Here is a 24,034-nt window from a genome sequence, read left to right on the forward strand (position 1 = left end):
GGTTTGATGAGGAGGGACTGAAAGTAAAAGAGGAAGCCAGGAAGGCTCCCTCTTTGAAATCAGTTTCTTACTCTACCCAGTCATCCTTTTTTACAGGGGAGCGGTACAGGTGAAATTTTCCTGTCGCGATCCTTTTCTTTGTATTCTCGGCAATCCGTTCATTGCATGATTTGCACATATATGTATGGATTGGCCGGTTTCGCAACTGTTTTGCCTGGAGCGTATCGCTATCGATTGTTTCGATTTTGTCGCATAGTACGCACTTGACTCTCATGCTTACACCTCATATCAAAAATCGTCACACATAGGATGTTCCGAAATGGATTATGATATAGTATATCATTGTTTTATCGAATTGAGAGTGAAAATCGTTTAATTTGCCCTGTATCAAGGGTTCGTAGTACTATTATGGTAGGTAAAGGAGGGCGAATATGGCAAATCAAGTTGAACCAAAGCTTATTAAACCTTTATTTGATGAACTTCAAAAAGAACGGTTTGTGACACTTGCGACCGTTGACCATGAAACAGGCGGCCCGAATGTAGGCGCGATTTCCTGGATCTTCGCCAAGGATGATCAAACCATTTATTTTGCAGTCGACAACCGTTCCCGCATCATTGAGAACATTAAGAAAAATCCTCTTGCGGTGATCAATTTAATCGCCAATGAATCTACATACTCAATCAGCGGACATTCAAGTGTGAAGATGGAAAAGATGGACGGAGTACCCTTAAAGCTGGCGCTTGTGGAAATCAAAATCCATGAAGTCCGGGACGTCATGTTCTATGGCTCTAAAATTATTTCTGAGCCACAATATGACAAAACATATGATAAGGATGCTGCTGCAAGGCTTGATAGGCAGGTCATGGACGCTATGAGAAAAGCTTAGCCGGAAAAAACGGCTAAGCTTTTCTTTTTGGTGTACCGGCATGGATGCTGGCCCCGTGAATAACGAAGGCAGGTGCTGCTATAGCTTTAAAGATGTATCATGGGCGACTTTTTATATCTGAAGGGAGTAAGTGCTAACTTCCACCTGAAAATCACGAACCTTTTACTCACCTAAAAGGATGCCGGCGAGTAGCCAGGGATCCAATAATCTATACTAACCCTTGGCTTGCTGGAGAGGACAAGGGTTAGAGAGAATGACAGCAAGGTATGAAAAACTGCGCCTGGAACAGCCGTATTCATAACTGTACTTTCGGTAGTGTGAGAAGGACGGAAGCAGATCACTTTGTCTGGCCCAATTATTTATGGAAGTTTGATTCCTGCTCCTGATTTTTCTCCAGAGTTCTCTTTTCCTGCTGGTCAAGCCTTTTCTTCGGATCCTCTGTAGGATTCTCTGATTGTGGATCGATCATGTCTGCGGGCACCTCAGGGATGATCCTGCCAGTTATGTCGGCAAGTTCATTCAGGATTCCCTGGATTGGCTTTCCGGCACGGATATCCTTGCCGATTTCCTTTAAACGGGCAGTCACATCGGGGTCTGCTATCACGGCAGCCCTGGCACCATGCGGGTCTTTTTTCAAGGCCTCCGCTACAGTATATTTAACCGTATCTACTTCGGACCTTTCCATGTTCTGATTTACATCAATACCTACAATAGCATATCTGCCGATGACTACCGCTGTAGCATCATCGACTCCCTTGATATCCGCGGTCAGATTTACGAGATGCTCGGATATTTCCTGTCCTGATTGCCGGTCTACCTGCTGGATATAGCTGTTTTGCACCTTTACACGTTTGTCTTGCTCCTCACGGGCTTCATCATTTTGCCAGCTGCAGGCGGAAATCAGCAGCACGAACGAAATAGCGGCGAATAATTTCAACATTTTAACCCCTCCGGATATTTATTCCCAGAACAGATCTGGCGAGATATATGGAAACAATTGAGTGAATGCCGTGAAAAATAAATACTCAAGCGTTATTGTGCAAATTTTCTTCTATCTTTATTCAGGAAATCATATATTTTACCAAAGTCCCGGCCAAGGCTATGAAGACAGCCGATGTCGGGAACAAGAAGGCGGGAGGCATCAATTTGAGTAAAATATATGTACTGGATACCAATGTACTACTGCAGGATCCGCATGCTATTTTCTCTTTTCGTGATAATGAAGTTGTCATACCTGCTGTTGTCCTTGAAGAGGTGGATTCCAAGAAAAGATATATGGATGAGATTGGCCGAAATGCGCGGCAGGTTTCAAGACTGATAGATGGAATGAGGGATACCGGGAGGCTTCATGAAAAGATAAATCTTAAAGGAGGAGGAGCGCTTCGCATTGAACTGAATCACCGTTCCTTCCATGAGCTTCAGGAAATTTTCGTGGAAAAGACGAATGACAACCGGATTCTGGCTGTTGCAAAAAACCTGAGCCTGGAGGAACAAACAAAAGAAGGTGGACGACCAGTCATCCTAGTCAGCAAGGATGCGCTTGTCAGGGTCAAGGCGGATGCCATCGGGCTGCTTGCCGAGGATTTTCTGAGCGACAGGGTGGTCGAAATGGACCATTTGTATTCTGGTTATGCAGAAATATACCTTGAAAAAAGAGAACTGGATCGTTTTTATGAAAATGGGGAGTTGGAACGATCAGAGCTAAAGGGGCAGGCTTTCCTTTACCCGAACCAGTTTGTGTTAATGAAGGATCTCCTCGGTGGCTCTGGATCAGCCATTGGGATGGTAGACGAAAAAGTGGAAAAGGTAAAGAAGTTGATTTTCGAGGGTGAAAACAAACCAATCTGGGGAATCAGGCCAAGGAATGTTCAGCAAATCATGGCCCTTGAATTGCTTTTAAGACAAGACATGCCCCTAGTTACCCTTACAGGCAGGGCGGGAACAGGAAAGACTCTCCTTGCCCTCGCGGCAGGACTCCTGCAGACAGAGGACAAAGGGACCTTTAAGAAGCTGCTTGTCGCCAGGCCGATAGTTCCTGTCGGAAAAGACCTGGGATTCCTCCCAGGAGAAAAAGAAGAAAAACTGAGGCCATGGATGCAGCCAATCTACGATAACCTTGAATACTTGTTCAATACGAAAAAACCAGGAGAGCTGGATGCCATTCTTGCCGGGATGGGCTCCATCGAGGTTGAAGCGCTGACGTATATCAGAGGGAGAAGCATTCCTGACCAGTTCATAATTATCGATGAAGCCCAGAATCTGACAAAGCATGAGGTGAAAACGATCCTGACAAGGGTAGGGGAAAGGAGCAAGATTGTCCTCATGGGCGACCCCGAACAAATTGACCATCCATATCTCGATGCCTATAATAATGGTCTTACGTATGTGGTTGAAAAATTCAAGGACCAGCAAATTGCCGGCCATGTCCAATTAGTCAAAGGGGAACGATCAGCGCTTGCCCAGCTTGCTGCAGAATTACTTAAATGAAAGGGCAGCGTGAAAGCTGCCCTGACGTTCGGTATTCTTGTTCATTCAACTGTAAAACCTGAAATGTTCCTGATTGGGTGTTCGAAATTCGAGCCATCTGGAAAATAGGCGTATAATGGTCCATCTTCAATCAAAGGCTTGCCATCCTTCGAAAAACCAAGGATCAAACCGTATGCCCGATCCAGCGGCATTTCTGTGTGTTCGCTGCCATGATGGATGATGACGGTGGATGCTCCTTCTTCTGGTTCGGCATTTTCCAGGAACGGTTTGAAAGGAATGCCGAAAGTCCCGTGCAAAACCCTTTCTTTCTCGTATTTCCTTTCGGATTTCAAAGTTGGCGGAAAGACTGCTCCTTCCATGATCTCACGGTCCCAATGCTTTGATATCGATTTGGTGTATTCTTCCATATCGTTATTACCCTTCTCTTCCTGCTTGAAATATGTATGGAGATCCACTTTGCGATCATCGAAAATCCAGACACCTGGGTCCAGTGTAAGTTTGTATTTGACTTTCCCATTTATAGATACAATGGTTTCCATGCTATACCTCCATTCAATTGAGCGCTATAGAAACTAGTATAACTTTATTTTCCGAAAAAGTCATAAACACACCGGTTCCTGTTGGAAAAGCAATTCAGAACCCTTAATATTCTTGCATTTTTGCATAGTTAAGGGTAAAATTTAAAGATAGGATCGGGTGAACGCTCGGAAACGGGGGGATCAAGTTGGCGTCTGAAATGATAATCAACCACCAAGAAAAAGCCCATGCCTTGCTTAAGGCTGACGCTGATAAAATTTTGAAGCTCATCAAGGTGCAAATGGATAACCTGACCATGCCGCAATGCCCTCTATATGAAGAGGTATTGGATACGCAAATGTTCGGTTTATCAAGGGAAATCGATTTTGCCGTAAGACTAGGCTTAATCGAGGAATCAGAAGGGAAGGCAATCCTGGAACAATTGGAAAAGGAACTTTCCGCCCTTCATGAAGCGTCATTAAAAAAATAAAGCCGCTAAAAACTCAAACAGCCAAGAGGAATGTTTGAGTTTTTTTGTCGTTATGACTACTGCAATTGTGCGGGAAAGGGATGTTGTTTTGATTTCATCTCTATGACATAATTTAAATGCATTTCACGTTTTCCATTAAGGGCAGCAGGATATTTGCTTTTGTAGTAGAATAGATTAATCAACTTAGAAGATGGGGAAGAGACGATGTTTAAAAAAATACTCAAATCATATGACTATTCATTGATCATCGCGATTGTGCTTTTGTGTTTATTCGGTCTTGTGATGGTATACAGTGCCAGTATGGTCACCTGGCATGGAGTGGAAAGTGATTTCTTCTACCAGAAACAAAAATTCAATCTGCTGGCTGCACTTATTGTGTTCATTGTTGCTGCCATTTTTCCGTACAAAGCGATGAAAAGCACGAAAATCCTTCTGCCCATGGTCGTGCTTACACTGGGCGGGTTGGTGATCCTGTTCATGGTCGGAAAAGTAGCCGGAAATGCACTTAGCTGGATTGAACTTGGCGCACGAAGCATCCAGCCTTCTGAATTGGCAAAGCTGAGTGTGATCATCTACCTGTCGGCTGTGTACGCCAAGAAGCAGTCATACATAAATGAATTCAATAAAGGGGTAGTACCCCCGTTGCTGTTCCTGGTCATGGTAGTTTTCCTGATCGCGCTCCAGCCGGATTTTGGAACGGCCGGCATCATCCTGCTAATTGCCGGAGCCATCATTATTTCATCAGGGATGAATTTCAGGAACATCTTTAAACTGATCATGATTGTAGTCATTTTGCTCGTTCCGATTTCACTCATCATGAAGGATGAAATTTTTTCGGAAAAAAGGATGGCGCGCCTGACATCATATAGTAATCCTTTCACGGACGAAAGGGATTCTGGCTACCAGTTAGCCAATGCCTATTATGCTATCGGGTCGGGCGGTCTTACCGGATTGGGACTGGGAGAAAGCAACCAGAAGCTCGGTTACCTGCCTGAGGCGCACACTGATTTTATTATTGCTGTCATCTCAGAAGAACTCGGGATCTTCGGTGTAGGGTTCGTTCTGTTAAGTCTTGCTTTCATTGTCCTGAAAGGAATCTACATCGCCCTGAAATGTAAGGACGCTTTCGGCAGCCTGCTGGCGATAGGAATTTCGAGCATGATTGGCATTCAATCATTCATAAACCTTGGAGGGGCTACAGGAGTCATTCCCCTGACAGGAGTCCCGCTCCCTTTTGTCAGCTATGGAGGTTCTTCACTGCTTCAACTGGCAATTGCCGCTGGCATCCTTGTGAATATATCGATGTTTGTAAGTTTTGAAGAGAAATACAGGAAGGATGGCACCGCCCAACCTAAGCCAGCATCATCAGCGCTGCCGCAGAAAAGTTCTTTTAAGTTCAAATGATGAGGATAAAAAAAAAAGCTGCATTGCGCAGCTTTTTTTATTTAACCGTTGCCGGAGAAGGAGGTAGTGTCGCTGAGTTTTTCACTTTCAAGGTTTCCTCATTTTTTCTGCTCCTCGATACCAACAGGATGAAGTAGCTGAATACTCCGAACAGGACGGAAATGAAGAAGGCGTGCGCCAGTGCTACGTATAAGTTCAGCCTTGTATAGATAATGAACGCCCCGGCTGTTACTTGCAATGTCGCCAGGATGAAAGAAATGATCCAGCCCCAGTAAAGAACTTTCTCATCTCTGTAATATTTGACTGCCAGGTATGTGACATAAGCGATCCATATGAAAATGAATCCCGCCGCAGCCCTGTGCCCCATCTGTACCCATTCATATATATTGGTTGGGAGCAAGGATCCGTTATTTACGCACAATGGCCAATCCTTGCAGACAAGGCTTGCATTCATATGCCTTACAAGCGCTCCAGTGTATACGACCATGTAGCTGTAAATCGTCAAGCCGACAATATGGAATTTCATCCTTTTGTCGATTACAAGCTTTTCAGCCTGGAACTTTTTATCGATTTCGAATATAAGCAAAGTCAATAAAAGAACGGCGGAAAATGAAATAAGTGAAATACCAAAATGGAGGGCAAGCACGAAATCCGATTGGCCCCATTTAACTGCGGCTGCGCCAATCAGCCCCTGCAGCATTAAAAATGTAAAGGACAGTACCGATAAAAATTTTGTTTCCCGAATATGGCCAATCGCCCGCCAAGTCCAGATGGAAAGGACGAGGACCATGAGCCCGACAGCACCTGAAACAAGCCTATGTGCGAGTTCTATCACAAGTTCAGGGGTGATTTCAGATGGTATGAACTGGCCGTTGCACAGCGGCCAGGATCGGCCGCAGCCCATTCCAGAATCTGTTTTCGTTACCAGTGCCCCCCCGAGCAAAACAAAAAGCATGCCGATCGTAGTTGCGACCGCGAGCCACTTAAGTGACTTTTTCATTATAAATCACCTGCTTATTCAAAGTTCGATAAGTTGTCAAACAATCAACTTGACATGTATAATAAAAAATGTCGTGTAAGGAGAAAAATTCTATTCATATAATAACGAATTTTGGCGGAAAAGAATAGGAGACAATACATAAGATACTACACAATAAACAATGAATATTCAATACTTCAAGCCTCCATAAGGATCGAAAGGCATTGAATGGCCCATCTGAAAGAAAATGTTCCATGAGGTTTTATGACAATTTTCCTGTTTTTTTTCCCAAAGGAAAAAAATTATCCAAAAATATATTTTCTCCTTCTTGGCATCCTGGCAATTTCTTTCTATTTTCAAGGGATTATTTCTTGCAATAAGTAAGATCTTTATGGATAATGGCGGTAAGACACAAATTAGTCAAATTTTGTTCTAAAAAAATTCACAAAAATACTGTGAAGTGTGATTTAATATACAACGAAGATGTTATTTTTCTACGCAAATATTTAACAGTCTTTACACATTGATAATAGTAGAAACTAAAGTTGGTTATAGAAATATAAACTCTTCTTTTTTTTGTAAAAATTCCGTATAGGGATTTTAAGAATAAAGGGGATGAAGGAGGAAGAAAGAATGTCTAATCCTAAAGCTTTCAACGAAGCTGTATTAGATAATGGACGGCCTGCATCGGCAGAGAGGACTGCTCTGAAGGATTTTCTTGCCTTGATTAAAGTTGGCATTGTAAATTCCAATGCGATGACGACCTTTACAGGCTTATGGCTCGCTCTTCATTTCAGCGGTGCTCGGTTCCTGGATAATATAGATTTGGTCCTGGCTACATTGATCGGATCATCACTTGTCGTTGCCGGATCCTGCAGCCTCAATAATTATATTGACCGCGATATTGATCCTTTGATGGAGCGGACAAAAGGGCGACCAACAGTCACCGGCCGTTTCCAGCCATCAAAAGTCGCGTGGATAAGCTTCATCCTGATTGGGATCGGGACAGCGTTCCTGTTAACGACGACAGTCACCGCTGCCGTTATTGCCCTCTTCGGTGTGTTCAGCTATATAGTCCTTTACACAATGTGGTCTAAACGCCAGTATGTATCAAATACTATTATTGGCAGTATTTCTGGTGCAGTGCCACCGCTGATTGGGTGGGCGGCAGTCGATGCGAATCTAGACATGAAGGCATGGGTTCTGTTCGCAATTGTATTTTTATGGCAGCCTCCGCATTTCTACGCCCTTGCAATGAGAAGGGTCGAAGAGTACCGGGCGGCCAATGTGCCGATGCTTCCGGTTGTAAAGGGATTCAGGGCAACAAAACGATCTATTTTCCTCTGGATTGCCGGGCTTCTGCCACTTCCATTCCTGATTCCTTCACTGGGAATCCCATTCCTGATCCTGGCATCCGTGCTGAATATTGGCTGGCTGGCATTGGGAATTTACGCCCAGAGGCTTAAAGATGATATAAAATGGGCAAAATTAATGTTCATATATTCCTTACAATACTTGACCGTTTTGTTTGTTGCTATGGTAATTGTCACACTTATTTAACTTTCTGTTAGATGATTCACTCTTTGTTGCAGAGAGGGAATTTATCCATATATTTTATCAATCATTTTTTCAAAGACTTTTTACGAAAGAGGGGTTTATTAAGCTATGAAGATGCGACCTAAATGGCGTCTGCTATCACTGTTCACAATGATGGCATTGATTTTGTCCGGCTGTGGTGAGCCGTACTTGTCCGCTTTGAGGCCTGCAGGTGAAGTTGCGCAGTCTCAATACGAGCTCATGTTGTTGAGCACAGCGATTATGGTGGGAGTAATTGCTGTTGTCACTATCATTTTTATTATTGTTCTTCTTAAGTTCCGCAGAAAGAATGACAATGAAATCCCAAAGCAGGTTGAAGGAAGCCATAAACTAGAAATCCTTTGGACAGTCATTCCGATCTTGCTGCTTTTAATCCTGGCAGTGCCAACTGTTGCAGCAACTTTCAATCTTGCTGATGTCTCTAAAATGGATAAGAAAAACAAGGACGGAAAGACGGATGTACTTGTTGTCAATGTACGCGCCAGCCTGTACTGGTGGGAATTTGAATATCCAAATGAAGAAATCGTCACCAGCCAGGAGTTAGTCGTTCCAACAGATGAAAAGGTTTACTTTAACCTTAAGGCATCTGATGTCAAGCACTCCTTCTGGATTCCAGCTGCTGGGGGCAAAATGGATACAAACACTGATAACGTGAATAAGTTTTGGCTTGAATTCGACAGCAAAGCAGCAGATGAAGCTGGCGGACTGTTCTATGGAAAGTGCGCAGAGCTGTGCGGCCCTTCACACGCGCTGATGGATTTCAAGGTTAAAGCTGTTTCCCGCGCCGAATTCGATGACTGGACAAAGAGCATGCAAGCAGTCAAGGAACCAGCAAAAGCAGAAACTGCAGCTGCACAAAAAGGACAGGAAGTCTTCAACAATAGCTGTATCGGCTGCCACGCTGTCACTCCTGCCAATACAGCACCTGAAAAAGCGCGTGTTGGCCCGAACTTGACAAACTTTGGTGACCGTTCACGTATCGCCGGTGTCCTGGATCATTCAGAAGAAGATCTGAAGAATTGGCTCAAGGATCCTGAACAATATAAGCCAGGCAACTTGATGACCGGAAAATATGGCGAACTTTCTGAAGAAGAGCTGGATGCTTTGACAGAATACTTAATGGGCTTAAAGGTCCAGAAATAAAAGAAGATTTGGTTAAAAGGGAGGTAAAACTGTGAGTACCTATGCTCAGAAAAAAGGATTCGGAGCGACATTGTGGGATTTCCTCACAACAGTTGACCACAAGAAAATCGCGATCCTTTATCTAATCGCTGGCGGATTCTTCTTTATCCTGGGTGGTTTGGAAGCTTTGTTCATCCGTATCCAGCTAGCTGTACCTAACAATGACTTTGTGAGTGCGGGTTTCTACAATGAAATCTTGACGATGCACGGAACAACGATGATTTTCCTTGCTGCGATGCCGCTTTTATTCGCATTCATGAACGCTGTCATGCCGCTGCAAATCGGTGCGCGTGACGTTGCTTTCCCGTTCTTGAACGCTCTGGGTTTCTGGCTGTTCTTCTTTGGCGGACTGTTCCTGAACCTCTCATGGTTCATGGGAGGAGCGCCAGACGCGGGCTGGACTTCCTATGCTTCACTTTCGCTTGCATCGAATACACATGGGATTGATTTCTATGCTTTAGGACTGCAGATTTCAGGTGCCGGCACATTGATCGGGGGTATCAACTTCCTGGTTACGATCATTACCATGCGTGCACCCGGGATGACTTATATGCGTATGCCGTTGTTCACATGGACAACATTTGTAACATCCGCTCTCATCCTGTTCGCGTTCCCGCCACTGACTGTCGGTCTATTCTTATTGATTTTTGACCGTATGTTCGGCGCTAATTTCTTTGATGTTGCAAATGGTGGGAATACGATCATCTGGGAACATCTGTTTTGGATTTTCGGACACCCTGAGGTTTATATTCTAATCCTGCCTTCATTCGGTATTTTCTCTGAGATTTTCTCGATTTTTTCAAGGAAGCGTCTGTTTGGATATTCTTCAATGGTATTCGCAACTGTATTGATTGGTTTCCTTGGATTCATGGTTTGGGCCCACCACATGTTCACAACCGGACTGGGACCTGTTGCCAACGCTATTTTCGCAGTGGCCACTATGGCGATTGCAGTTCCAACAGGAATCAAGATCTTCAACTGGCTGTTCACGATGTGGGGAGGAAGCATCAAGTTCACGACGCCAATGCTCTGGGCAACTGCGTTCATCCCTTCCTTCGTTGCCGGAGGGGTAACTGGTGTCATGCTTGCTACAGCGCCTGCTGACTACCAGTACCATGACAGCTATTTCGTAGTCGCACACTTCCACTATGTTATCGTTGGCGGTGTTGTGTTCGCGTTATTGGCAGGAACTCATTTATATTGGCCGAAGATGTTTGGCACAATGCTTAATGAAACGATGGGTAAAATCACATTCTGGCTGTTCTTGATTGGTTTCCATCTGACATTCTTCATCCAGCATTTCCTGGGCCTGATGGGTATGCCTCGCCGCATTTTCACATTCCTCCCTGGGCAGGGGTTGGAAACAGGCAACCTGGTGAGTTCCATTGGTGCTGCATTGATGGCGATTGCCGTAGTCTTACTTTTAGTCAATATCGTCATGACATCTGTAAAAAATGAAAAAGTCGGAAATGATCCTTGGGGAGACGGACGTACACTTGAATGGGCAGTCGCTTCGCCACCACCATTCTATAACTTCAAGCAGCTTCCGCTCGTTCGCGGCTTGGACGCATATTGGCTTGAAAAGATGGAAGGAAAGAGCGGCATGACGCCGGCAGAACCACTGGGCGATATCCACATGCCTAATAGTTCTTTCACTCCATTTGTCATCGCTCTGGGACTTTTCATTGCAGCTTTCGGTGCAATGTATCGTACAGAGTACTCCTGGGGACTTGCCGTCCTGATTGGCGGATTTGTTGTTACGTTCGGTGCGATGTTCTTCCGCTCAATCAAGGATGACCATGGATTCCATATTCATAAAGAAGATTTAATGGATGATGAGAATGATAAGGGGGTAAAGGCATAATGCAAGCTGAAGAAAAATTCACTTACGAAACATGGCCTGCTTCGCCGGAAAAAGCGACCCTCGAAGCAAAGAATAAATTTTTAGGCTTTTGGTTTTTCCTTGGCGGCGAAACGGTTTTGTTCGCTACGCTCTTTGCCACTTATCTTGCATTGAAAGATAAGGTCCCTAACGCAGAGCACGCGCTGGCGAAGGATCTTTTCGAGCTTCCGCTGGCATTTATGGCAACAATGCTGCTTTTGACAAGCTCATTGACAAGTGTGTATGCGATGTACCACATGAAGAATTATGATTTCAAAAAAATGCAGCTTTGGCTTGGAATGACCGTCCTTCTGGGGGCAGCCTTCCTTGCCCTTGAGATTTACGAGTTCAATCACTATGTACATGAATATGGACATACGTTTACATCCAGTGCGTTTGGTTCTGCATTTTACACACTGGTCGGTTTCCATGGGGCGCACGTTACCTTCGGACTAGCGTGGATCATCACTCTGATGGCCCGCAACTCGAAACGGGGATTGAATCTCTACAATGCTCCGAAGTTCTATGTTGCCAGCCTTTACTGGCACTTCATCGATGTTGTGTGGGTATTCATTTTCACTGTAGTATATCTAATGGGAATGGTGGGATAAACTGATGGCGAATCAACAACCAAGTTCAGGGAACCCAAGGGTAGACATCGAATATCGCCGCAAGAAAAGCGCGGAAGAGATGAGATACCAAATCGTTTCCTTTGCATTAATGATTTTCTTGACAATTGTTGCTTTTGTTGCTGTAGGGTATGAAGGATTTTCAGGCTGGTTTACAGTACCGTTCATCCTCCTGCTTGCAGTAGTCCAGGTTATTTTCCAACTGTACTATTTCATGCATATGAGCCATAAAGGACATGAGGCACCAGCATTGTTCCTATATTCTGGCGCTTTGATCGGCGCTGTTACGGTTCTTGCTTTTACAACAATTATCTGGTGGTAAGGAATAATTAAACCATATGAAAAAATCGGCTTTTCCGGCCGATTTTTTCTTTGCTTAGCAAAAGGATAGGTTTTTGCAATTGGACAAATGCTCGGTTCTGCTGTAAACGCCGCTTCCGAACAGGGGGGATCTTTCAGGAATAGTCTGTCTTATCAAGTATTTCGGTGAAAGCAGAAGGGTGGGCTTACTGCTGTCCGCAGCCAGTGCCAGGCAACAGCATGAAATCAGGTGCTGTTTCACAGCCGGTGCTGCATGGATTAGGGTAGCGTCTCCTTGCCAGCGGACGTTCCTTTTCCTACCGGTGTTCGTTGATCAAGGCGGAAGTGCATACCTATTTGAATAAAGAATGCATTTTATGGAAAGTCCATTTCATTGAAGTTGCAATCAGCAGAAAGTATAATGGAATAAAAGTTTTAAATTTCGCGGGGTGAAAAAATGCTTACTCTTGACATATTCGGTTTCAGAGCTTTATGGAGCCCTTACTATTTTTTGGTACTTGCAGGACTTCTGATTGCTTATTACCTAGTTGTTTTTAAGTATTATGGCCGTTTTAAAAACGGGACTCCTGCTACAATGAAACAGGCGTCGAATTTTACTGCGTTCATTATTGTACTGTATCTGATAAAGGGTTCTCCTGTCGATTTGATGGGGCATATCACTTTTTATACCCATATGATTCAGATGGCCGTACTGTATCTGGTTGTACCGCCGCTGTTGATTTTTGGCCTTCCTGATTGGCTGTGGAGATCATTCCTTTCACTCCCGGTTGTCAACCAGGTGTTCCGATTCCTGACGAAACCGCTGATTTCGCTGATCATGTTCAACGGAATCTTTTCGATCTACCATATCCCGCTTGTTTTTGATGTCGTGAAGACCAACATGTGGCTGCATGCAGGCTATACATCAATCCTGTTTGTGCTAGCGGTGAATATGTGGTGGCCGCTTATCAATAATCTGGCAGAGCACCAGACATTGACTGGTTTGAAGAAAATTGGCTATATTTTCGCCGACGGTATCCTGATCACGCCGGCGTGTGCGTTGATCATTTTTGCGGACGCTCCAATGTACTCCACTTTCTCTGATCCTAACGCATGGGCCCAATCGCTTCAACTGTGTGTACCGACAACAACGCTTTCATCACTTGATTTAAGCGGGCCTGAAACTTTCAGTTCAATGTCCCTGCTGCATGACCAGCAATTAGGCGGAGTCATCATGAAGATTATCCAGGAAATTGTTTACGGATTCTTTTTGGCCTATACCTTTTTTCAATGGTATCGCAAAGAGCAGTCTGAGGAGAAATCACTCAATCTTTCCCATTCGCCGCAGACAGTTGAATAATCCTTAAGTCCAGAGGCTGTCACAAAAGGTCAACATTTTCGATCTTAGGATAGCCTCTCTTAATTTTCCGGTTTCATGGCATCCAATATTGAAAAAACAGAGCCTGTCACCTACAATTAGTTTTGTGGACAAAAAAAGAATGAGAGGGAATTTTTATGGCTAATTTACCGATTTTGCCTACGATCAGCACATCATTCATTGTGCTGAGCGCTATTTTTGTAGCGATAGGATGGGGACAGATCAAGCAAAGGAAAATTGAAAAACACCGAAAGACGATGACGCTTGCGGGAATATTCGCGGTTCTTTTTTTCATTATTTACGCGTCCAGGACCCTTTTCATCGGAAATACATCTTTCGGTGGGCCTGATGACATTAAGATTTATTATACGCTATTCCTTATATTCCATATTACACTTGCTACGATAGGTGCGGTCCTGGGCATCATTTCCTTGTATTCGGGATATAAAAACAGGCTTGAACGCCACAGGAAACTTGGTCCGATCACCAGTACAGTCTGGTTCTTTACCGCAATAACAGGCGTGGCTGTCTACCTGCTTCTTTACGTTTTTTACAAAGGCGGAGAAACTACCTCGGTCATCAAGGCAATTCTCGGCTTTTAATAACTGGCTAAAAAAGCCCCCCTTCCAAAGTTCAGCTGGAAGGGGGCTTTTTTATCATATTTTGAAGTTCATTTTGATGATACCGGCTTCCTTTGCTGAATTGAAGGCGATGAGGATCAGGGGCCCAATGATGAAGCCAAGGATTCCTAACAGCTTCAATCCTAAATACATGGCGATTAGCGTGGCAAGAGGTGACAGGCCGATGTGACTGCCCATCACTTTCGGTTCTACAGTCCTTCTGATAATGAGCAGGATGACCGCCAAGATTCCAAGCTGTGTCCCCAGAGCGATGTTCCCGGTGACTAGATGGAAAATGGACCACGGTGCCAATATGACAATCGAACCGATGATTGGAATGAAGTCTATCACCCAGATGATCGCAGACATGACAATCGCATATTCCGGCGCGATGAACAGCAGACCAATCAAAGCAACAATGAAAATCAGGACACTGACAAGGAATTGGGCTTTCAGGAACCCAAATACGACATACGATAGTCGGGAGGTCATGAAATGGACCTTGTCGGCCGTTTTTTCAGTTAAATGGCTGTAGACTGCCCGTCTCAATGAAGGCAAATCAAGCAGGAACAGGAAAAGAGCAATCAAATAGACAAGAAAGCTGATCAGGAAATTAGGGATATTAGTCAGCAGTGCTTTTAAATTATCAATGTTAATGAAAGCAATCATGTCGTTTTTTAGCTTATTCAGGAATTCTTCCGTGCGGTCACTGAATTCAGTTACGACTTCTTTAGGAAGGTCACTTGCAGCCTCAATCAAGTGGTGTTCAGCCTTATACCAGGCATTGGTGATCTCGTTTATGTAAACGGGCGTGTTTTCAATTAGCTGGATCACCTCTGTTACTGCGGTTGTCGTAAGGAAATACCCCGAAACACCAATCAACAGGACAAAAAGAAGGAAAATCACCAGGACGGAAAGGCGGCGCCCAACTTTGAGTCTCTGCTGGAGATAGATTACTGCTGGCTCCAGGAAAAGAGCCGTGATCAAGGCGGCAATGAGCGGGATAGAAACCGGCAGGATGATATATAGAACAACTGCAGTAAAGATGGCAATAAGTGCAAAAATCCAAAATCTCTTAGTAAAAATACCGGCCAATGCGGACTCCTTTCTATACTCAATAAGAGTAAAAACACTTCATAATAAATTTACAAAAGTCTATATCAAAACATAAAGTTCAGTTTTTGCTGAAAATATTGTCCGATGTGGATAATTCATGAAAGGAACAACTGAAAAACCTTAACATTTAAATTATAGTATGCATTTACTATAAGAAACAACCAAAAGATTCAACCAATACAATTCTTCGACCGGGGTGACCTATGGTGAAAGATAGGACGATTTCACGGGAGGTTTGCATGGCCCTTTGCGCAATCATCCATGCTGCAATTGATGAAAGCTCCTTTTTTACCCAGGCTGCAGAAGGAAACAGGAGAAAGCTCCAATTCCCTAGAAAGTACTGCTTCTCTGACGGAGGGGTGATGATCGGAATGGAAGATGGGAAAATCACAGCAAAGGTCCATATCGGCATGGAAGTTGGAAGTTTATCCATTCATAAAACTGTTCTTGGTCTGCAAAAAAGAATTTTCCACGATGCTGCCCTGCTGACCGGACATGTAATTGGCAAGGTGGATGTATTTGTCGCTAATATCGGCAAGGCACCTATCAAAGTTGAAAGCTGATAATCGCCACAATTGATTGCGAAACGACTACACCCATTCAAGTACATGCAGACCAAAGTGATAGTACTGAACTCAGAAGGGTGGTTCTGTCAACTTCCCTCGGCGCCATTTAACTGGCTCATGTAAAAAAAACGCTGAAGACTATAAGTCCTGGGGAAAATTACTACAATAAAAAAAGACGCAATCATGCGTCTTTTTCAGCTGTTTATAAGGCGAATTTCTCGATTTCTGCTTTGATGTCTTGTAAAAGCTTTTCGCACTGGCTGACCAGTCCGCCGGGGAAATGTTCCCCTTCGCCATACTCGACTCCATGTGGATAATAATGCTTGCCGAGCAATGGCGCCATTAACTGGATGATAGCTTTATGGGCGCCAACATCCCCTTCGTGCACATACCCCTGGACACGAAGATAATATGTACCTTCTTTCATTTCGAATTTTCGGTCGTAGGTGACACGCTCATAATCCCACTGTCCTTCTCGGATAAGCCCATGCGCATGCATGACCTCATCAAGGCGGTTCAATTCTGCCTTAAGCGTCTCAATGCCGGTATTTTCAAATTTCATCCTATTCCCTCCTAAAAACACACTGCATTTATATGTCCATAAAAACAGTTGATCACAATTTCAATAATAGTAAAAAAATGCATAACTTGCAATGAATATAAATTGGATATTCCCACTATTTTCGCTGATGATGAAGTTAGTATTCAATGCTCAGGTTCGATTTATGCAGGATTGAAGGAATAATATACAGTCTTTGGGAGACTCTACTATTGGATAGCAAGATCCATTCAAAAGGAGGCTTATGTATATGCGTGAAATACGAGAAATCATGACACAGGAAATTGAAACTTGCTCCTTGCTAGACAATGTTTATGAAGCAGCGGTAAAAATGAAAGATTGGAACGTAGGTGCCATTCCGGTGGTCGACGGAGATAGGCTGGTCGGCATGATTACCGATCGTGATATCGTCATTCGTGGTGTTGCTGACAAACATCCTCCATCTTCAAAGGTAGAAGATGTAATGAGCGAGCACCTTATAACTGCGACTCCTGATATGTCAACACAGGAAGCAACAAGGCTGATGGCAGAGCATCAAATAAGAAGGCTGCCTATAGTGGAAGGAGATAAGCTTGTTGGGATCGTCGCCCTTGGCGATTTTGCTGTAAATGAAATGACAGACCAGCAGGCACAGCATGCTTTATCGGAGATTTCCGAACCAGGAAACCAAATACAATAACATTGGAGGCACCCTGACTGGGGGGCCTCTTGTTTTTAGAAAGTGAAAAAATGGCAGGGTGGGCGATAAGCAGGCCCTGGTAAAAATCCATTATCTATCCTTTCTGTAATTATCTGGGTGCGCATCTTGTTAATTTTTTATACGGATATGCAGTTTCTATCAAAAGAAACATTTAAAATGATATAATAATTTTGAAAATCAGTCATACAGTAATAGAGAAGATGATAGAAAGGGGGATTCCATCTGCGTACGATACTGAGAATCTTGATTTTTGCCGTAATATTTCTGGTTATTGGTCTGTACTTCGGCTATTCGAAGGAAAATGTTGATGAATTAGTGATTGAAAAGGAATCTGAACCAAAAGTGGATGAATCCCTTGAAAGACCCAGCAATGGCGTACCGAATGAAGGGATAAAGCAACCTGAAAAAGGGCTTGGTTCCCTGATTGGAAAAGATATTGAATCACTTAAGGCGATAATGGGCGAACCTTCAAGGGTCGATCTTTCAGGATTTCATTTTCATTGGTGGGTATTCAATGACAATCTAGATCAATATGTACAGGCCGGGGTGCTTGGAGGCAAGGTGGTTACAGCATATGGAGTCGGGGAGAACCTCAACACAGAACCCTTCAAAATCGGTCAGCCTATTGAAGAAATTTTTTCACTGAATGTCATCGAACCGGATATCACCTTTGAATATAAAGGAAGCTCTTATAAGTTCGAGTTGTCTGAGGAGGATATGAATACTCGGCCGCTCATCAGGATGGGAAATTATTTCGCCCAGCTTTATATAGACAGGTACACAGGGGCACTCTCAAGCATCCGTTTCCTTGACAAAGAGACGCTTATTAAGCAAAGGCCGTATGAAATGGTTTACCGTGGGAAACTAGTCGAGCCTCCGGAACTTACAGAACAAGAGTGGAGCAGGATTGAGGAAGGGACAGAGAAGCAAATCCTGGACATCACAAACATTTTCAGGATGAGGCATGGACTGGGCATGCTGCAATGGGACGAGCAGACAGCAGAGGCTGCATTCGCCCACAGCAAGGATATGGCCGAAGAGAAATACTTTTCGCATGAATCGGAGACGAACGGCAGCCTTTCTGACAGGCTAAAGGCAGCAGATGTAGGGTATGAGCTCGCCGGGGAAAATATCGCAGCCAACTATACAGATGCACCAGCAGTCGCTGAAGGCTGGCTTAACAGTGAATCACACCGGGAGACAATGCTGAACGACAAGTTCACCCATATTGGTGTGGGGGTCTACCAAAAACACTATACACAAAACTTCTTGAAGAAGTGGGAAACAAAGTAATTGCCATTTTCAAATTTATTATCCATTAAATTAAAAAGCTTGAACCAATCCGGTTCAAGCTTTTTTCAGGCTACAGGAAAACGCCAATCTTTGGCGCCCGGATCAGTTCTCTCCAGAGCACCGCATTCGTATGGCACCTTTTCCAGAAGGGGGAATTAGTCACGGTTCTTTTTTATATGGCACGGCTTCTATTCGTTCTGTACTAATGCCCTGTTGACTGAGAAAAAACCATCCTTCCAGTTGCCGTATAGATGGACTTTGCTGCCTTGTTTAAATTCAGGAGGAACGAACCCTTTTGTAATCGGGGTGATTTTCCTGACGTTCAGCTCCTTGGAGCCTGTATCAATTTTTAATGTGGTGATGTGAATGTATCGATGGTAATAAAATCGTTCCTTATGGTTCCTCACTTCGATGATCTTGCCGCTGACGACCGCTTCTTCCGGTATTTCTCTAAAATCGCGCCATTTCCGATCATTTTTTTGCATTTCTTTTTGCGTCACCAAATAAAAATACAAGATAACAAGCGGAACCAGGATTGCTGTGATCATGGAATCACCTTACTTTGTTCGTTTTTCGACTACGAAGAAGCTGCCTGAAGAATGAGCGATCTTCTTTCCGTCCGACCTGAAGGCTTCTGCTTCAAGAACTAAGGTGCTCCTGCCTTTATGGACCAGATTCGCCTTGCAATTGAGCCAGTCCCCGATTCCAGGAGCTAAATAATGGATGTTCATTTGAGAAGTAACAGCAGCGTATCCTTCCGGAAGTAGCCTGTTGGCTAAAGTTCCCATAGCAGTATCGAGCATCGTGGCAGTGAACCCTCCATGTACGATTCCCAGTGTATTGTCCAATATGTTCGTGTTGGGAATTTTGATTTCGCACTCTGTTGGGGTAACGGTCCTTTCCATGTGCATCAAGCCATCTATATAGGTACTGTTTTTGCCTGAGAGTTTATTTTTGACACCTTGCAATACATCTTTTAATGTCCTCAATTCCTGTTCACCGGAAAGCGATATGCATTCCTGAAGCAACTGTTGTAATTCGTTTTCCATTTATTGTTTTACCTCTTTCTATTCTGTCTGTTATTATTTTACCATTTAAGCATATTTTATTGAAATTGAGCAACCGGGCTAAAGAGTTCCCACGGAATCATCACCAATTTCAACGAAAGTTCATACGCTATTATAGGCATTTGTTACACTGTGAGGTGAGAGCTATGGCTAAAAAAAATCTCCATCCCTCTGTCCGGAAGTTCAAGGAATTCGTTAAGAATAACCCGTCGATCATCCAGGAAGTCCGTAAAGGGAACGCGACCTGGCAGGAGTTATATGAGGATTGGTACCTTTTGGGTGAGGATGATCCGAAATGGGCAAACATCGGGAATTCGAATCTGGACAAAAAAAGTGAGGAACAGGAGAAAAAAACGGACTGGCTGGGAACGGTCATGGGAGCTTTCAAGAAAATGGATCCTGAACAGCTTCAGGGACAAATCAATCATATCAGCCAGGCATTAGGAGCGATCCAGGGCGTGCTTTCCCAATTCCAGGGGAATAAGGGAGGGCAGCCAAGCCAAAAAAACCCAGGACCCCAGCACCCTTTTTCCTTTAGGAAAGATTAGGGAGGAACGATTCAATGAGAAAAGATGTCATGAACCAAATCCGTTCGAATAAAGAGCTGCTGGAATTTGTCAGGATGCAGCCAAATTGGTACAGGAAGCTCAGCAGGGACCCTCGGGACCTTCATACCGCGCAAATTGCTGCCCTCAACCATTTTGAAAACACGATCCCGCATAAAGTGCAGAAGTTCTCAAATAATGTCCAAATGGCTTCGATGATGATGCATATGTTTTCCAATATGAAAAACCAGGCCTGACCAAGCATTCTTCTTATGGGGAATGCTTGATTTCTGTTCCCCTGCCAAAACAGTCACTTATAGTGGTTCTGTCGGGAACCCTTCGCTTTTTTGGCAGATTCATGGTAAAATGAGATCGGAGGTGAGCAGCCATTGTTTGCTGTAACATCAGAAAGAGTTGAACTACTTGACGCAGCTGATCAGCTCGTCAGCATGATTTTGCAATCTGAGCTTGTCGAGTATTACCAAAAATGTTTATATAGAGTGAAGAATGATCCGGAAACCCAAAGGAAAATCCGGGAATTCGTCGATATGAAGGAACGCTTTGAGGAGGTACAGCGTTTTGGGAAGTACCATCCTGATTACAAACAAGTGATGGGCCAGATCCGTGTACTGAAAAGAGAACTTGATATAGATGAGGCTATTGCCGAATTCAAGAGGGCTGAAAATGACTTGCAATCGATGTTGGATGAAGTGAGTGTATTGATTGGCAGGTCGGTATCGGAAAGTGTCAAGGTACCGACAGGCAATCCGTTCTTCGATAGTTCCTGCGGAGGCGGTTGCGGAAGCGGGGGGAGCTGCGGCTGTTCCGCATGATGGTAAGTTGGAAGAAGAGCATGGGGCCTCCCGTGCTCTTTTATTCTGGCCAAAGCCTGATGCAATCAGGGCATAAATTTCCGCAGCAAAACATTTTCTTTTGCGGGACAAAAAAACGGTGCCTGAAGATGGAAAGTTGCTCTTCACTCCGAACAAAGATCGTTTCACTATGGAGCCGTTTGCCTTTCATCGCCGTGGCGGCGGATATGCGGATTGCTTCTTCAAGGTCCTCCTGCCTGGTGCCTTCCTTTGCGGTTATATAGAGAAAGGGGATACCGGCAGCTTTTTTATAGGAAATACGATGGATGTTTTCGAACTGAGAGAGCGTTTGTAAAAATATGTCCCAAATTGCCTCAATATCCATTCAATCACCCGGAATATCCTTTTTTATTATCATACTCAATGAATGGAAAAGCGGCAAATAGGATTTTCATCATTGAAATCCCTTGTTTTCCTATGCTAGACTAGTACAAAGCAAACGTTTACCGAAGGGGAAAAGAAAATGATAGGACAGAGACAGGGAATCATCGTTTGGCTTCACTCCTTGAAGCAAGCCAAGATGCTTAGAAGATTTGGGAATGTGCATTTTGTCTCAAAACGGCTGAAGTATGCCGTTGTTTACTGCAATATGGATGAGACACAGTCACTGATGGCCAAAATCAAATCATATTCATTTGTTAAAAAGGTAGAGCCCTCCTACAAACCATTCTTAAAAATGGAATTCGAAAACTCTTCCCCTGATAAGGCAAAGGAATATGATTATAAGATGGGAATTTAAAAAGGCGAGGGTTTCCTCACCTTTTTTTATTGCAGCCTTGGTATGTAGTGGTTAAGCCTCAATATACCGATTAAATATTGATAATACAATTCTTTGTCGGCAAATTGTGTGGATGGCTTGACATCCAGCTGGATGATGGTCCTGTCCAGTTCTGCTGCCAGCCCTTCGAATAAATCATATCGTTTATTTTTCAGAATATGCGGGTTTGGTATCCCTTCACGGCAAATATACAGCGGCTGAAAATCACCGGGATTTGTAGGCTGCAGGATCACGATCAGCGAGCTTACCTCTTTATCTTTTATTTTTGAATTCAATGCCATTAAATGGGCAAGGCGATGGCGGTTTGCCTTGGCGATCTCTAGCAATTCGTATAAATCGGAGTATCCTTCTCCCAGCTCAATAAAACGCTGAATCAATCTTTTTCCCCCCTTCCAATTCATTCTTTCCATCCCACTTTATCATTTGCACCCGCCAAATTAAAGTTCCTAGATTTTTGCTTACTAATGATTCCTGATTTTTGGTATTTTAGAAATAGATATTTGATTGAGGGGAACGGCGATGAAAAAAGTTTCAATCCTATTCATGATCATTCTAGCAGCGCTTTTGATTGTAATATTGGTTTGGCAGTGGGCAACATTTTTAAGTAGGGAAGCTTTAACGAAACGCACTGCCGCTAACACAATCATACAGAATATCACGATAACGGCAGACGAGCAGGGGCTGAAGGTGAAGCAGGTTTTTCAGGGCCTTGAGGAAAGAAGCTATGAAGCCGCTTTTCCTGGCCAAGCATCGAATTTGGAGTGCAAGGATGCCACCGGCGCTCCATGCCGGAAGGCTGAGAGAAAAAATCATTATTTCGGGCTAGATGGCCAGCTTCAATTTAATTATTATATAAAAGGAGATTTTCAATCGAAGAGTACCTTGATTGATGGCTGGATGGTTATCCTAGCCGATACGTTCGTTTCCGGGACGAAATTGAAAGTCGTTGATCAACGCAACCGGCAAGGCATGTGGGTCGCTGGCCTTCCTTTAAAAGGACATAAGCAAATGGAGTTCGTCGATTACTATGTTTTTGAAGGTACCACTCCGAATCCGGCCCTATATTGGCATAACAAAAAGCTGATTAATATTCCAACAAAAAAAGGGATCAGTTATTATGCTGACAAAAAATCAAGCAATTCGAGCTTCCAAACAAAAACGTTGGATTGCTTAAGGCAGAATGGCCATGTATCTGTGGTTGTTACCAATCAAAAGCAAAATGAACGAGGACCTGGTATGGTAATTGCGGCCGGCAATACGCCCAAAGACAGGCTGGAACATGAACTGGCAGCCGCATTCCTTGAATTGAAGCTGCCGCCTCTTGCCCAAAGTGAAAAATGGATGGCTGATGCACTTGCTTCCTTGGCAGTATCCCATCCCGCTTCCACTCAAAAAGGCAGGGACCTGACAGCCGAACTGAAAAGAAAGGTGAGTGCATCCGATTTAAGCGATTTTCTCGTTTTTTTGGAAAAAAGCCCTTCGCTGCAGGATTTTGAACAGCTTGATGAACATCTTGGGAAGCTAAATGGCTTGAATACTGATTTTTTTATGATTAACAGGCGGGAGGACTCCCCCTTATCTCCTTTGATTTTTACTGAAACAAGGAGCCTTTTCATAAATGAGAATAAAATAAGCAATCCTGAAATCATAGTAGAAGACGGAAAACGGTTTTATCCATTCCTGGAGACGATGGGTTTTCTTGGATTCGTGGCAACTTATGAACCATCGAAGGATATTGTAAAGGTAACTTCTTTCAAGAAAAAATTCATTTTCAATTCCAAGGATGCTACATTCGACCTGAATGGAAAAAAATACGGCCTGCTCTCAAAGCCTTTTATCTTGAAAAAGGAGATTCTGTATATGGAGGAAGCAGTGATGGAATCCATTTTCGGTATTTCCGTTATTGAAGATGATCAGGAAATCAGGATTTCAGCATAAAAAAAAGCCCTGCAATACATGCAGGGTCCTTCCAAATCCCCTACGAGGGGAAGAAGGCAAAGGGAGAGGAGAAACCGGAGGAAGAACTTATGGGGAAACGTAAGCCTTCTCCGCGGTTGGCAACAACATCCTCAATTTGATGTTGTTGGTCTCAGTATTTCCATTCCGGAATGGGTTATACACCTATTTGGTTAATTTTTTGGAGTGTGGTAGGATAAGGGAGTAATTTGCAGTCTTATATATGAGGAGC

Annotated in this window: 29 protein-coding genes; 20 read left to right on the top strand and 9 right to left on the bottom strand. The window is 43.8% G+C overall.

The annotated features are described in order from the left end of the window. Nucleotides 1-67 precede the first annotated feature (67 nt). On the bottom strand, nucleotides 68-274 hold the full coding sequence (locus JJQ88_RS00005; RefSeq protein WP_210363678.1) for a YlaI family protein: 207 nt from the start codon (nucleotides 272-274) through the stop codon (nucleotides 68-70). 157 nt (nucleotides 275-431) lie between these two features. Between JJQ88_RS00005 and JJQ88_RS00010 the strand changes: the two genes are divergently transcribed. Then, on the top strand, nucleotides 432-887 hold the full coding sequence (locus JJQ88_RS00010; RefSeq protein ID WP_210363679.1) for a pyridoxamine 5'-phosphate oxidase family protein: 456 nt from the start codon (nucleotides 432-434) through the stop codon (nucleotides 885-887). A gap of 355 nt (nucleotides 888-1,242) precedes the next feature. On the opposite strand, the gene JJQ88_RS00015 is transcribed toward JJQ88_RS00010, so the two are convergent. Beyond that, the gene (locus JJQ88_RS00015) at nucleotides 1,243-1,827 is read right to left on the bottom strand and encodes a YhcN/YlaJ family sporulation lipoprotein (protein WP_210363680.1); all 585 of its coding nucleotides are present in this window, start codon (nucleotides 1,825-1,827) and stop codon (nucleotides 1,243-1,245) included. 206 nt (nucleotides 1,828-2,033) lie between these two features. On the opposite strand from JJQ88_RS00015, the gene JJQ88_RS00020 reads away from it, so the two are divergent. Continuing rightward, nucleotides 2,034-3,374 carry a PhoH family protein gene (locus JJQ88_RS00020; RefSeq protein ID WP_210363681.1) on the top strand — a complete coding sequence of 447 codons (1,341 nt, stop codon included), beginning with the start codon at nucleotides 2,034-2,036 and terminating at the stop codon, nucleotides 3,372-3,374. Nucleotides 3,375-3,415: 41 nt separating this feature from the next. Here the strand turns inward: JJQ88_RS00020 and JJQ88_RS00025 are convergent, their stop codons facing one another. Further along, complete coding sequence (locus JJQ88_RS00025) at nucleotides 3,416-3,913, bottom strand: molybdopterin-binding protein (protein WP_210363682.1); 498 nt, start codon at nucleotides 3,911-3,913, stop codon at nucleotides 3,416-3,418. 185 nt (nucleotides 3,914-4,098) lie between these two features. Here JJQ88_RS00025 and JJQ88_RS00030 point away from each other — a divergent pair, with 185 nt between their 5' ends. Both JJQ88_RS00030 and JJQ88_RS00035 read left to right on the top strand, forming a co-directional pair. Beyond that, nucleotides 4,099-4,380, top strand: coding sequence for an Fpa/YlaN family protein (locus JJQ88_RS00030; RefSeq protein ID WP_210363683.1), 282 nt, complete (start codon nucleotides 4,099-4,101; stop codon nucleotides 4,378-4,380). A gap of 204 nt (nucleotides 4,381-4,584) precedes the next feature. Beyond that, on the top strand, nucleotides 4,585-5,784 hold the full coding sequence (locus JJQ88_RS00035) for an FtsW/RodA/SpoVE family cell cycle protein (RefSeq protein WP_210363684.1): 1,200 nt from the start codon (nucleotides 4,585-4,587) through the stop codon (nucleotides 5,782-5,784). Between the two features lie 37 nt (nucleotides 5,785-5,821). Here JJQ88_RS00035 and JJQ88_RS00040 read toward each other — a convergent pair whose 3' ends face one another. Next, nucleotides 5,822-6,784, bottom strand: a complete 963-nt coding sequence (locus JJQ88_RS00040) for a COX15/CtaA family protein (protein WP_210363685.1) — start codon at nucleotides 6,782-6,784, stop codon at nucleotides 5,822-5,824. Nucleotides 6,785-7,396: 612 nt separating this feature from the next. On the opposite strand from JJQ88_RS00040, the gene cyoE reads away from it, so the two are divergent. The 7 genes from cyoE to JJQ88_RS00075 all read left to right on the top strand — a co-directional run bounded on the left by cyoE (nucleotide 7,397) and on the right by JJQ88_RS00075 (nucleotide 14,332). Beyond that, entirely contained in the window at nucleotides 7,397-8,323 is a 927-nt protein-coding gene (gene cyoE, locus JJQ88_RS00045; RefSeq protein WP_210363686.1) for a heme o synthase, read from the top strand. A 105-nt stretch (nucleotides 8,324-8,428) separates the two neighbouring features. Beyond that, nucleotides 8,429-9,502: a cytochrome c oxidase subunit II gene (coxB, locus tag JJQ88_RS00050; protein ID WP_210363687.1), complete on the top strand. Its 1,074-nt coding sequence runs from the start codon at nucleotides 8,429-8,431 to the stop codon at nucleotides 9,500-9,502. Between the two features lie 31 nt (nucleotides 9,503-9,533). Then, nucleotides 9,534-11,405 carry a cytochrome c oxidase subunit I gene (gene ctaD / locus JJQ88_RS00055; protein WP_210363688.1) on the top strand — a complete coding sequence of 624 codons (1,872 nt, stop codon included), beginning with the start codon at nucleotides 9,534-9,536 and terminating at the stop codon, nucleotides 11,403-11,405. After that, the gene (locus JJQ88_RS00060; protein WP_210363689.1) at nucleotides 11,405-12,034 is read left to right on the top strand and encodes a cytochrome (ubi)quinol oxidase subunit III; all 630 of its coding nucleotides are present in this window, start codon (nucleotides 11,405-11,407) and stop codon (nucleotides 12,032-12,034) included. The genes ctaD and JJQ88_RS00060 overlap by 1 nt, the downstream gene beginning before the upstream one ends. A 4-nt stretch (nucleotides 12,035-12,038) precedes the next feature. After that, nucleotides 12,039-12,374 carry a cytochrome c oxidase subunit IVB gene (ctaF, locus tag JJQ88_RS00065; RefSeq protein ID WP_210363690.1) on the top strand — a complete coding sequence of 112 codons (336 nt, stop codon included), beginning with the start codon at nucleotides 12,039-12,041 and terminating at the stop codon, nucleotides 12,372-12,374. A 435-nt stretch (nucleotides 12,375-12,809) separates the two neighbouring features. Next, the gene (ctaG, locus tag JJQ88_RS00070) at nucleotides 12,810-13,712 is read left to right on the top strand and encodes a cytochrome c oxidase assembly factor CtaG (protein WP_210363691.1); all 903 of its coding nucleotides are present in this window, start codon (nucleotides 12,810-12,812) and stop codon (nucleotides 13,710-13,712) included. A gap of 155 nt (nucleotides 13,713-13,867) precedes the next feature. Further along, nucleotides 13,868-14,332, top strand: coding sequence for a DUF420 domain-containing protein (locus JJQ88_RS00075; protein WP_210363692.1), 465 nt, complete (start codon nucleotides 13,868-13,870; stop codon nucleotides 14,330-14,332). A 54-nt stretch (nucleotides 14,333-14,386) separates the two neighbouring features. Here the strand turns inward: JJQ88_RS00075 and ytvI are convergent, their stop codons facing one another. Then, nucleotides 14,387-15,445 carry a sporulation integral membrane protein YtvI gene (gene ytvI, locus JJQ88_RS00080; protein ID WP_210363693.1) on the bottom strand — a complete coding sequence of 353 codons (1,059 nt, stop codon included), beginning with the start codon at nucleotides 15,443-15,445 and terminating at the stop codon, nucleotides 14,387-14,389. A gap of 227 nt (nucleotides 15,446-15,672) precedes the next feature. Between ytvI and JJQ88_RS00085 the strand changes: the two genes are divergently transcribed. Then, nucleotides 15,673-16,029, top strand: a complete 357-nt coding sequence (locus JJQ88_RS00085) for a hypothetical protein (RefSeq protein WP_210363694.1) — start codon at nucleotides 15,673-15,675, stop codon at nucleotides 16,027-16,029. A gap of 205 nt (nucleotides 16,030-16,234) precedes the next feature. Here the strand turns inward: JJQ88_RS00085 and JJQ88_RS00090 are convergent, their stop codons facing one another. Beyond that, nucleotides 16,235-16,594: a YugN family protein gene (locus JJQ88_RS00090; RefSeq protein WP_210363695.1), complete on the bottom strand. Its 360-nt coding sequence runs from the start codon at nucleotides 16,592-16,594 to the stop codon at nucleotides 16,235-16,237. 247 nt (nucleotides 16,595-16,841) lie between these two features. Between JJQ88_RS00090 and JJQ88_RS00095 the strand changes: the two genes are divergently transcribed. Both JJQ88_RS00095 and JJQ88_RS00100 read left to right on the top strand, forming a co-directional pair. Then, nucleotides 16,842-17,270, top strand: a complete 429-nt coding sequence (locus JJQ88_RS00095; RefSeq protein ID WP_210363696.1) for a CBS domain-containing protein — start codon at nucleotides 16,842-16,844, stop codon at nucleotides 17,268-17,270. Nucleotides 17,271-17,534: 264 nt separating this feature from the next. Then, nucleotides 17,535-18,584 carry a CAP domain-containing protein gene (locus JJQ88_RS00100; protein WP_246860833.1) on the top strand — a complete coding sequence of 350 codons (1,050 nt, stop codon included), beginning with the start codon at nucleotides 17,535-17,537 and terminating at the stop codon, nucleotides 18,582-18,584. A gap of 188 nt (nucleotides 18,585-18,772) precedes the next feature. On the opposite strand, the gene JJQ88_RS00105 is transcribed toward JJQ88_RS00100, so the two are convergent. Then, the gene (locus tag JJQ88_RS00105) at nucleotides 18,773-19,132 is read right to left on the bottom strand and encodes a hypothetical protein (protein ID WP_210363697.1); all 360 of its coding nucleotides are present in this window, start codon (nucleotides 19,130-19,132) and stop codon (nucleotides 18,773-18,775) included. 9 nt (nucleotides 19,133-19,141) lie between these two features. Further along, nucleotides 19,142-19,633 carry a PaaI family thioesterase gene (locus tag JJQ88_RS00110; protein ID WP_210363698.1) on the bottom strand — a complete coding sequence of 164 codons (492 nt, stop codon included), beginning with the start codon at nucleotides 19,631-19,633 and terminating at the stop codon, nucleotides 19,142-19,144. Nucleotides 19,634-19,797: 164 nt separating this feature from the next. On the opposite strand from JJQ88_RS00110, the gene JJQ88_RS00115 reads away from it, so the two are divergent. The 5 genes from JJQ88_RS00115 (at nucleotide 19,798) to JJQ88_RS00135 (ending at nucleotide 21,807) form a co-directional block, all read left to right on the top strand. Continuing rightward, entirely contained in the window at nucleotides 19,798-20,199 is a 402-nt protein-coding gene (locus tag JJQ88_RS00115) for a YlbD family protein (protein WP_210363699.1), read from the top strand. A 14-nt stretch (nucleotides 20,200-20,213) separates the two neighbouring features. Then, a complete protein-coding gene (locus JJQ88_RS00120; protein WP_210363700.1) occupies nucleotides 20,214-20,453 on the top strand; it encodes a YlbE-like family protein in 240 nt (79 codons plus the stop codon). Between the two features lie 132 nt (nucleotides 20,454-20,585). After that, nucleotides 20,586-21,029, top strand: coding sequence for a YlbF/YmcA family competence regulator (locus tag JJQ88_RS00125; RefSeq protein WP_210363701.1), 444 nt, complete (start codon nucleotides 20,586-20,588; stop codon nucleotides 21,027-21,029). Between the two features lie 118 nt (nucleotides 21,030-21,147). Continuing rightward, on the top strand, nucleotides 21,148-21,363 hold the full coding sequence (locus JJQ88_RS00130; protein WP_210363702.1) for a hypothetical protein: 216 nt from the start codon (nucleotides 21,148-21,150) through the stop codon (nucleotides 21,361-21,363). A gap of 168 nt (nucleotides 21,364-21,531) precedes the next feature. Continuing rightward, a complete protein-coding gene (locus JJQ88_RS00135) occupies nucleotides 21,532-21,807 on the top strand; it encodes a YlbG family protein (protein WP_210363703.1) in 276 nt (91 codons plus the stop codon). A gap of 26 nt (nucleotides 21,808-21,833) precedes the next feature. On the opposite strand, the gene JJQ88_RS00140 is transcribed toward JJQ88_RS00135, so the two are convergent. Next, the gene (locus JJQ88_RS00140) at nucleotides 21,834-22,223 is read right to left on the bottom strand and encodes a DUF7147 family protein (RefSeq protein WP_210363704.1); all 390 of its coding nucleotides are present in this window, start codon (nucleotides 22,221-22,223) and stop codon (nucleotides 21,834-21,836) included. 142 nt (nucleotides 22,224-22,365) lie between these two features. Between JJQ88_RS00140 and JJQ88_RS00145 the strand changes: the two genes are divergently transcribed. Then, nucleotides 22,366-23,784 carry a hypothetical protein gene (locus tag JJQ88_RS00145; RefSeq protein ID WP_210363705.1) on the top strand — a complete coding sequence of 473 codons (1,419 nt, stop codon included), beginning with the start codon at nucleotides 22,366-22,368 and terminating at the stop codon, nucleotides 23,782-23,784. Nucleotides 23,785-24,034: the final 250 nt, after the last annotated feature.

Origin of the sequence: Bacillus sp. REN3 (assembly GCF_017912555.1) — a bacterium.
Lineage (GTDB): Bacteria > Bacillota > Bacilli > Bacillales > Cytobacillaceae > Mesobacillus.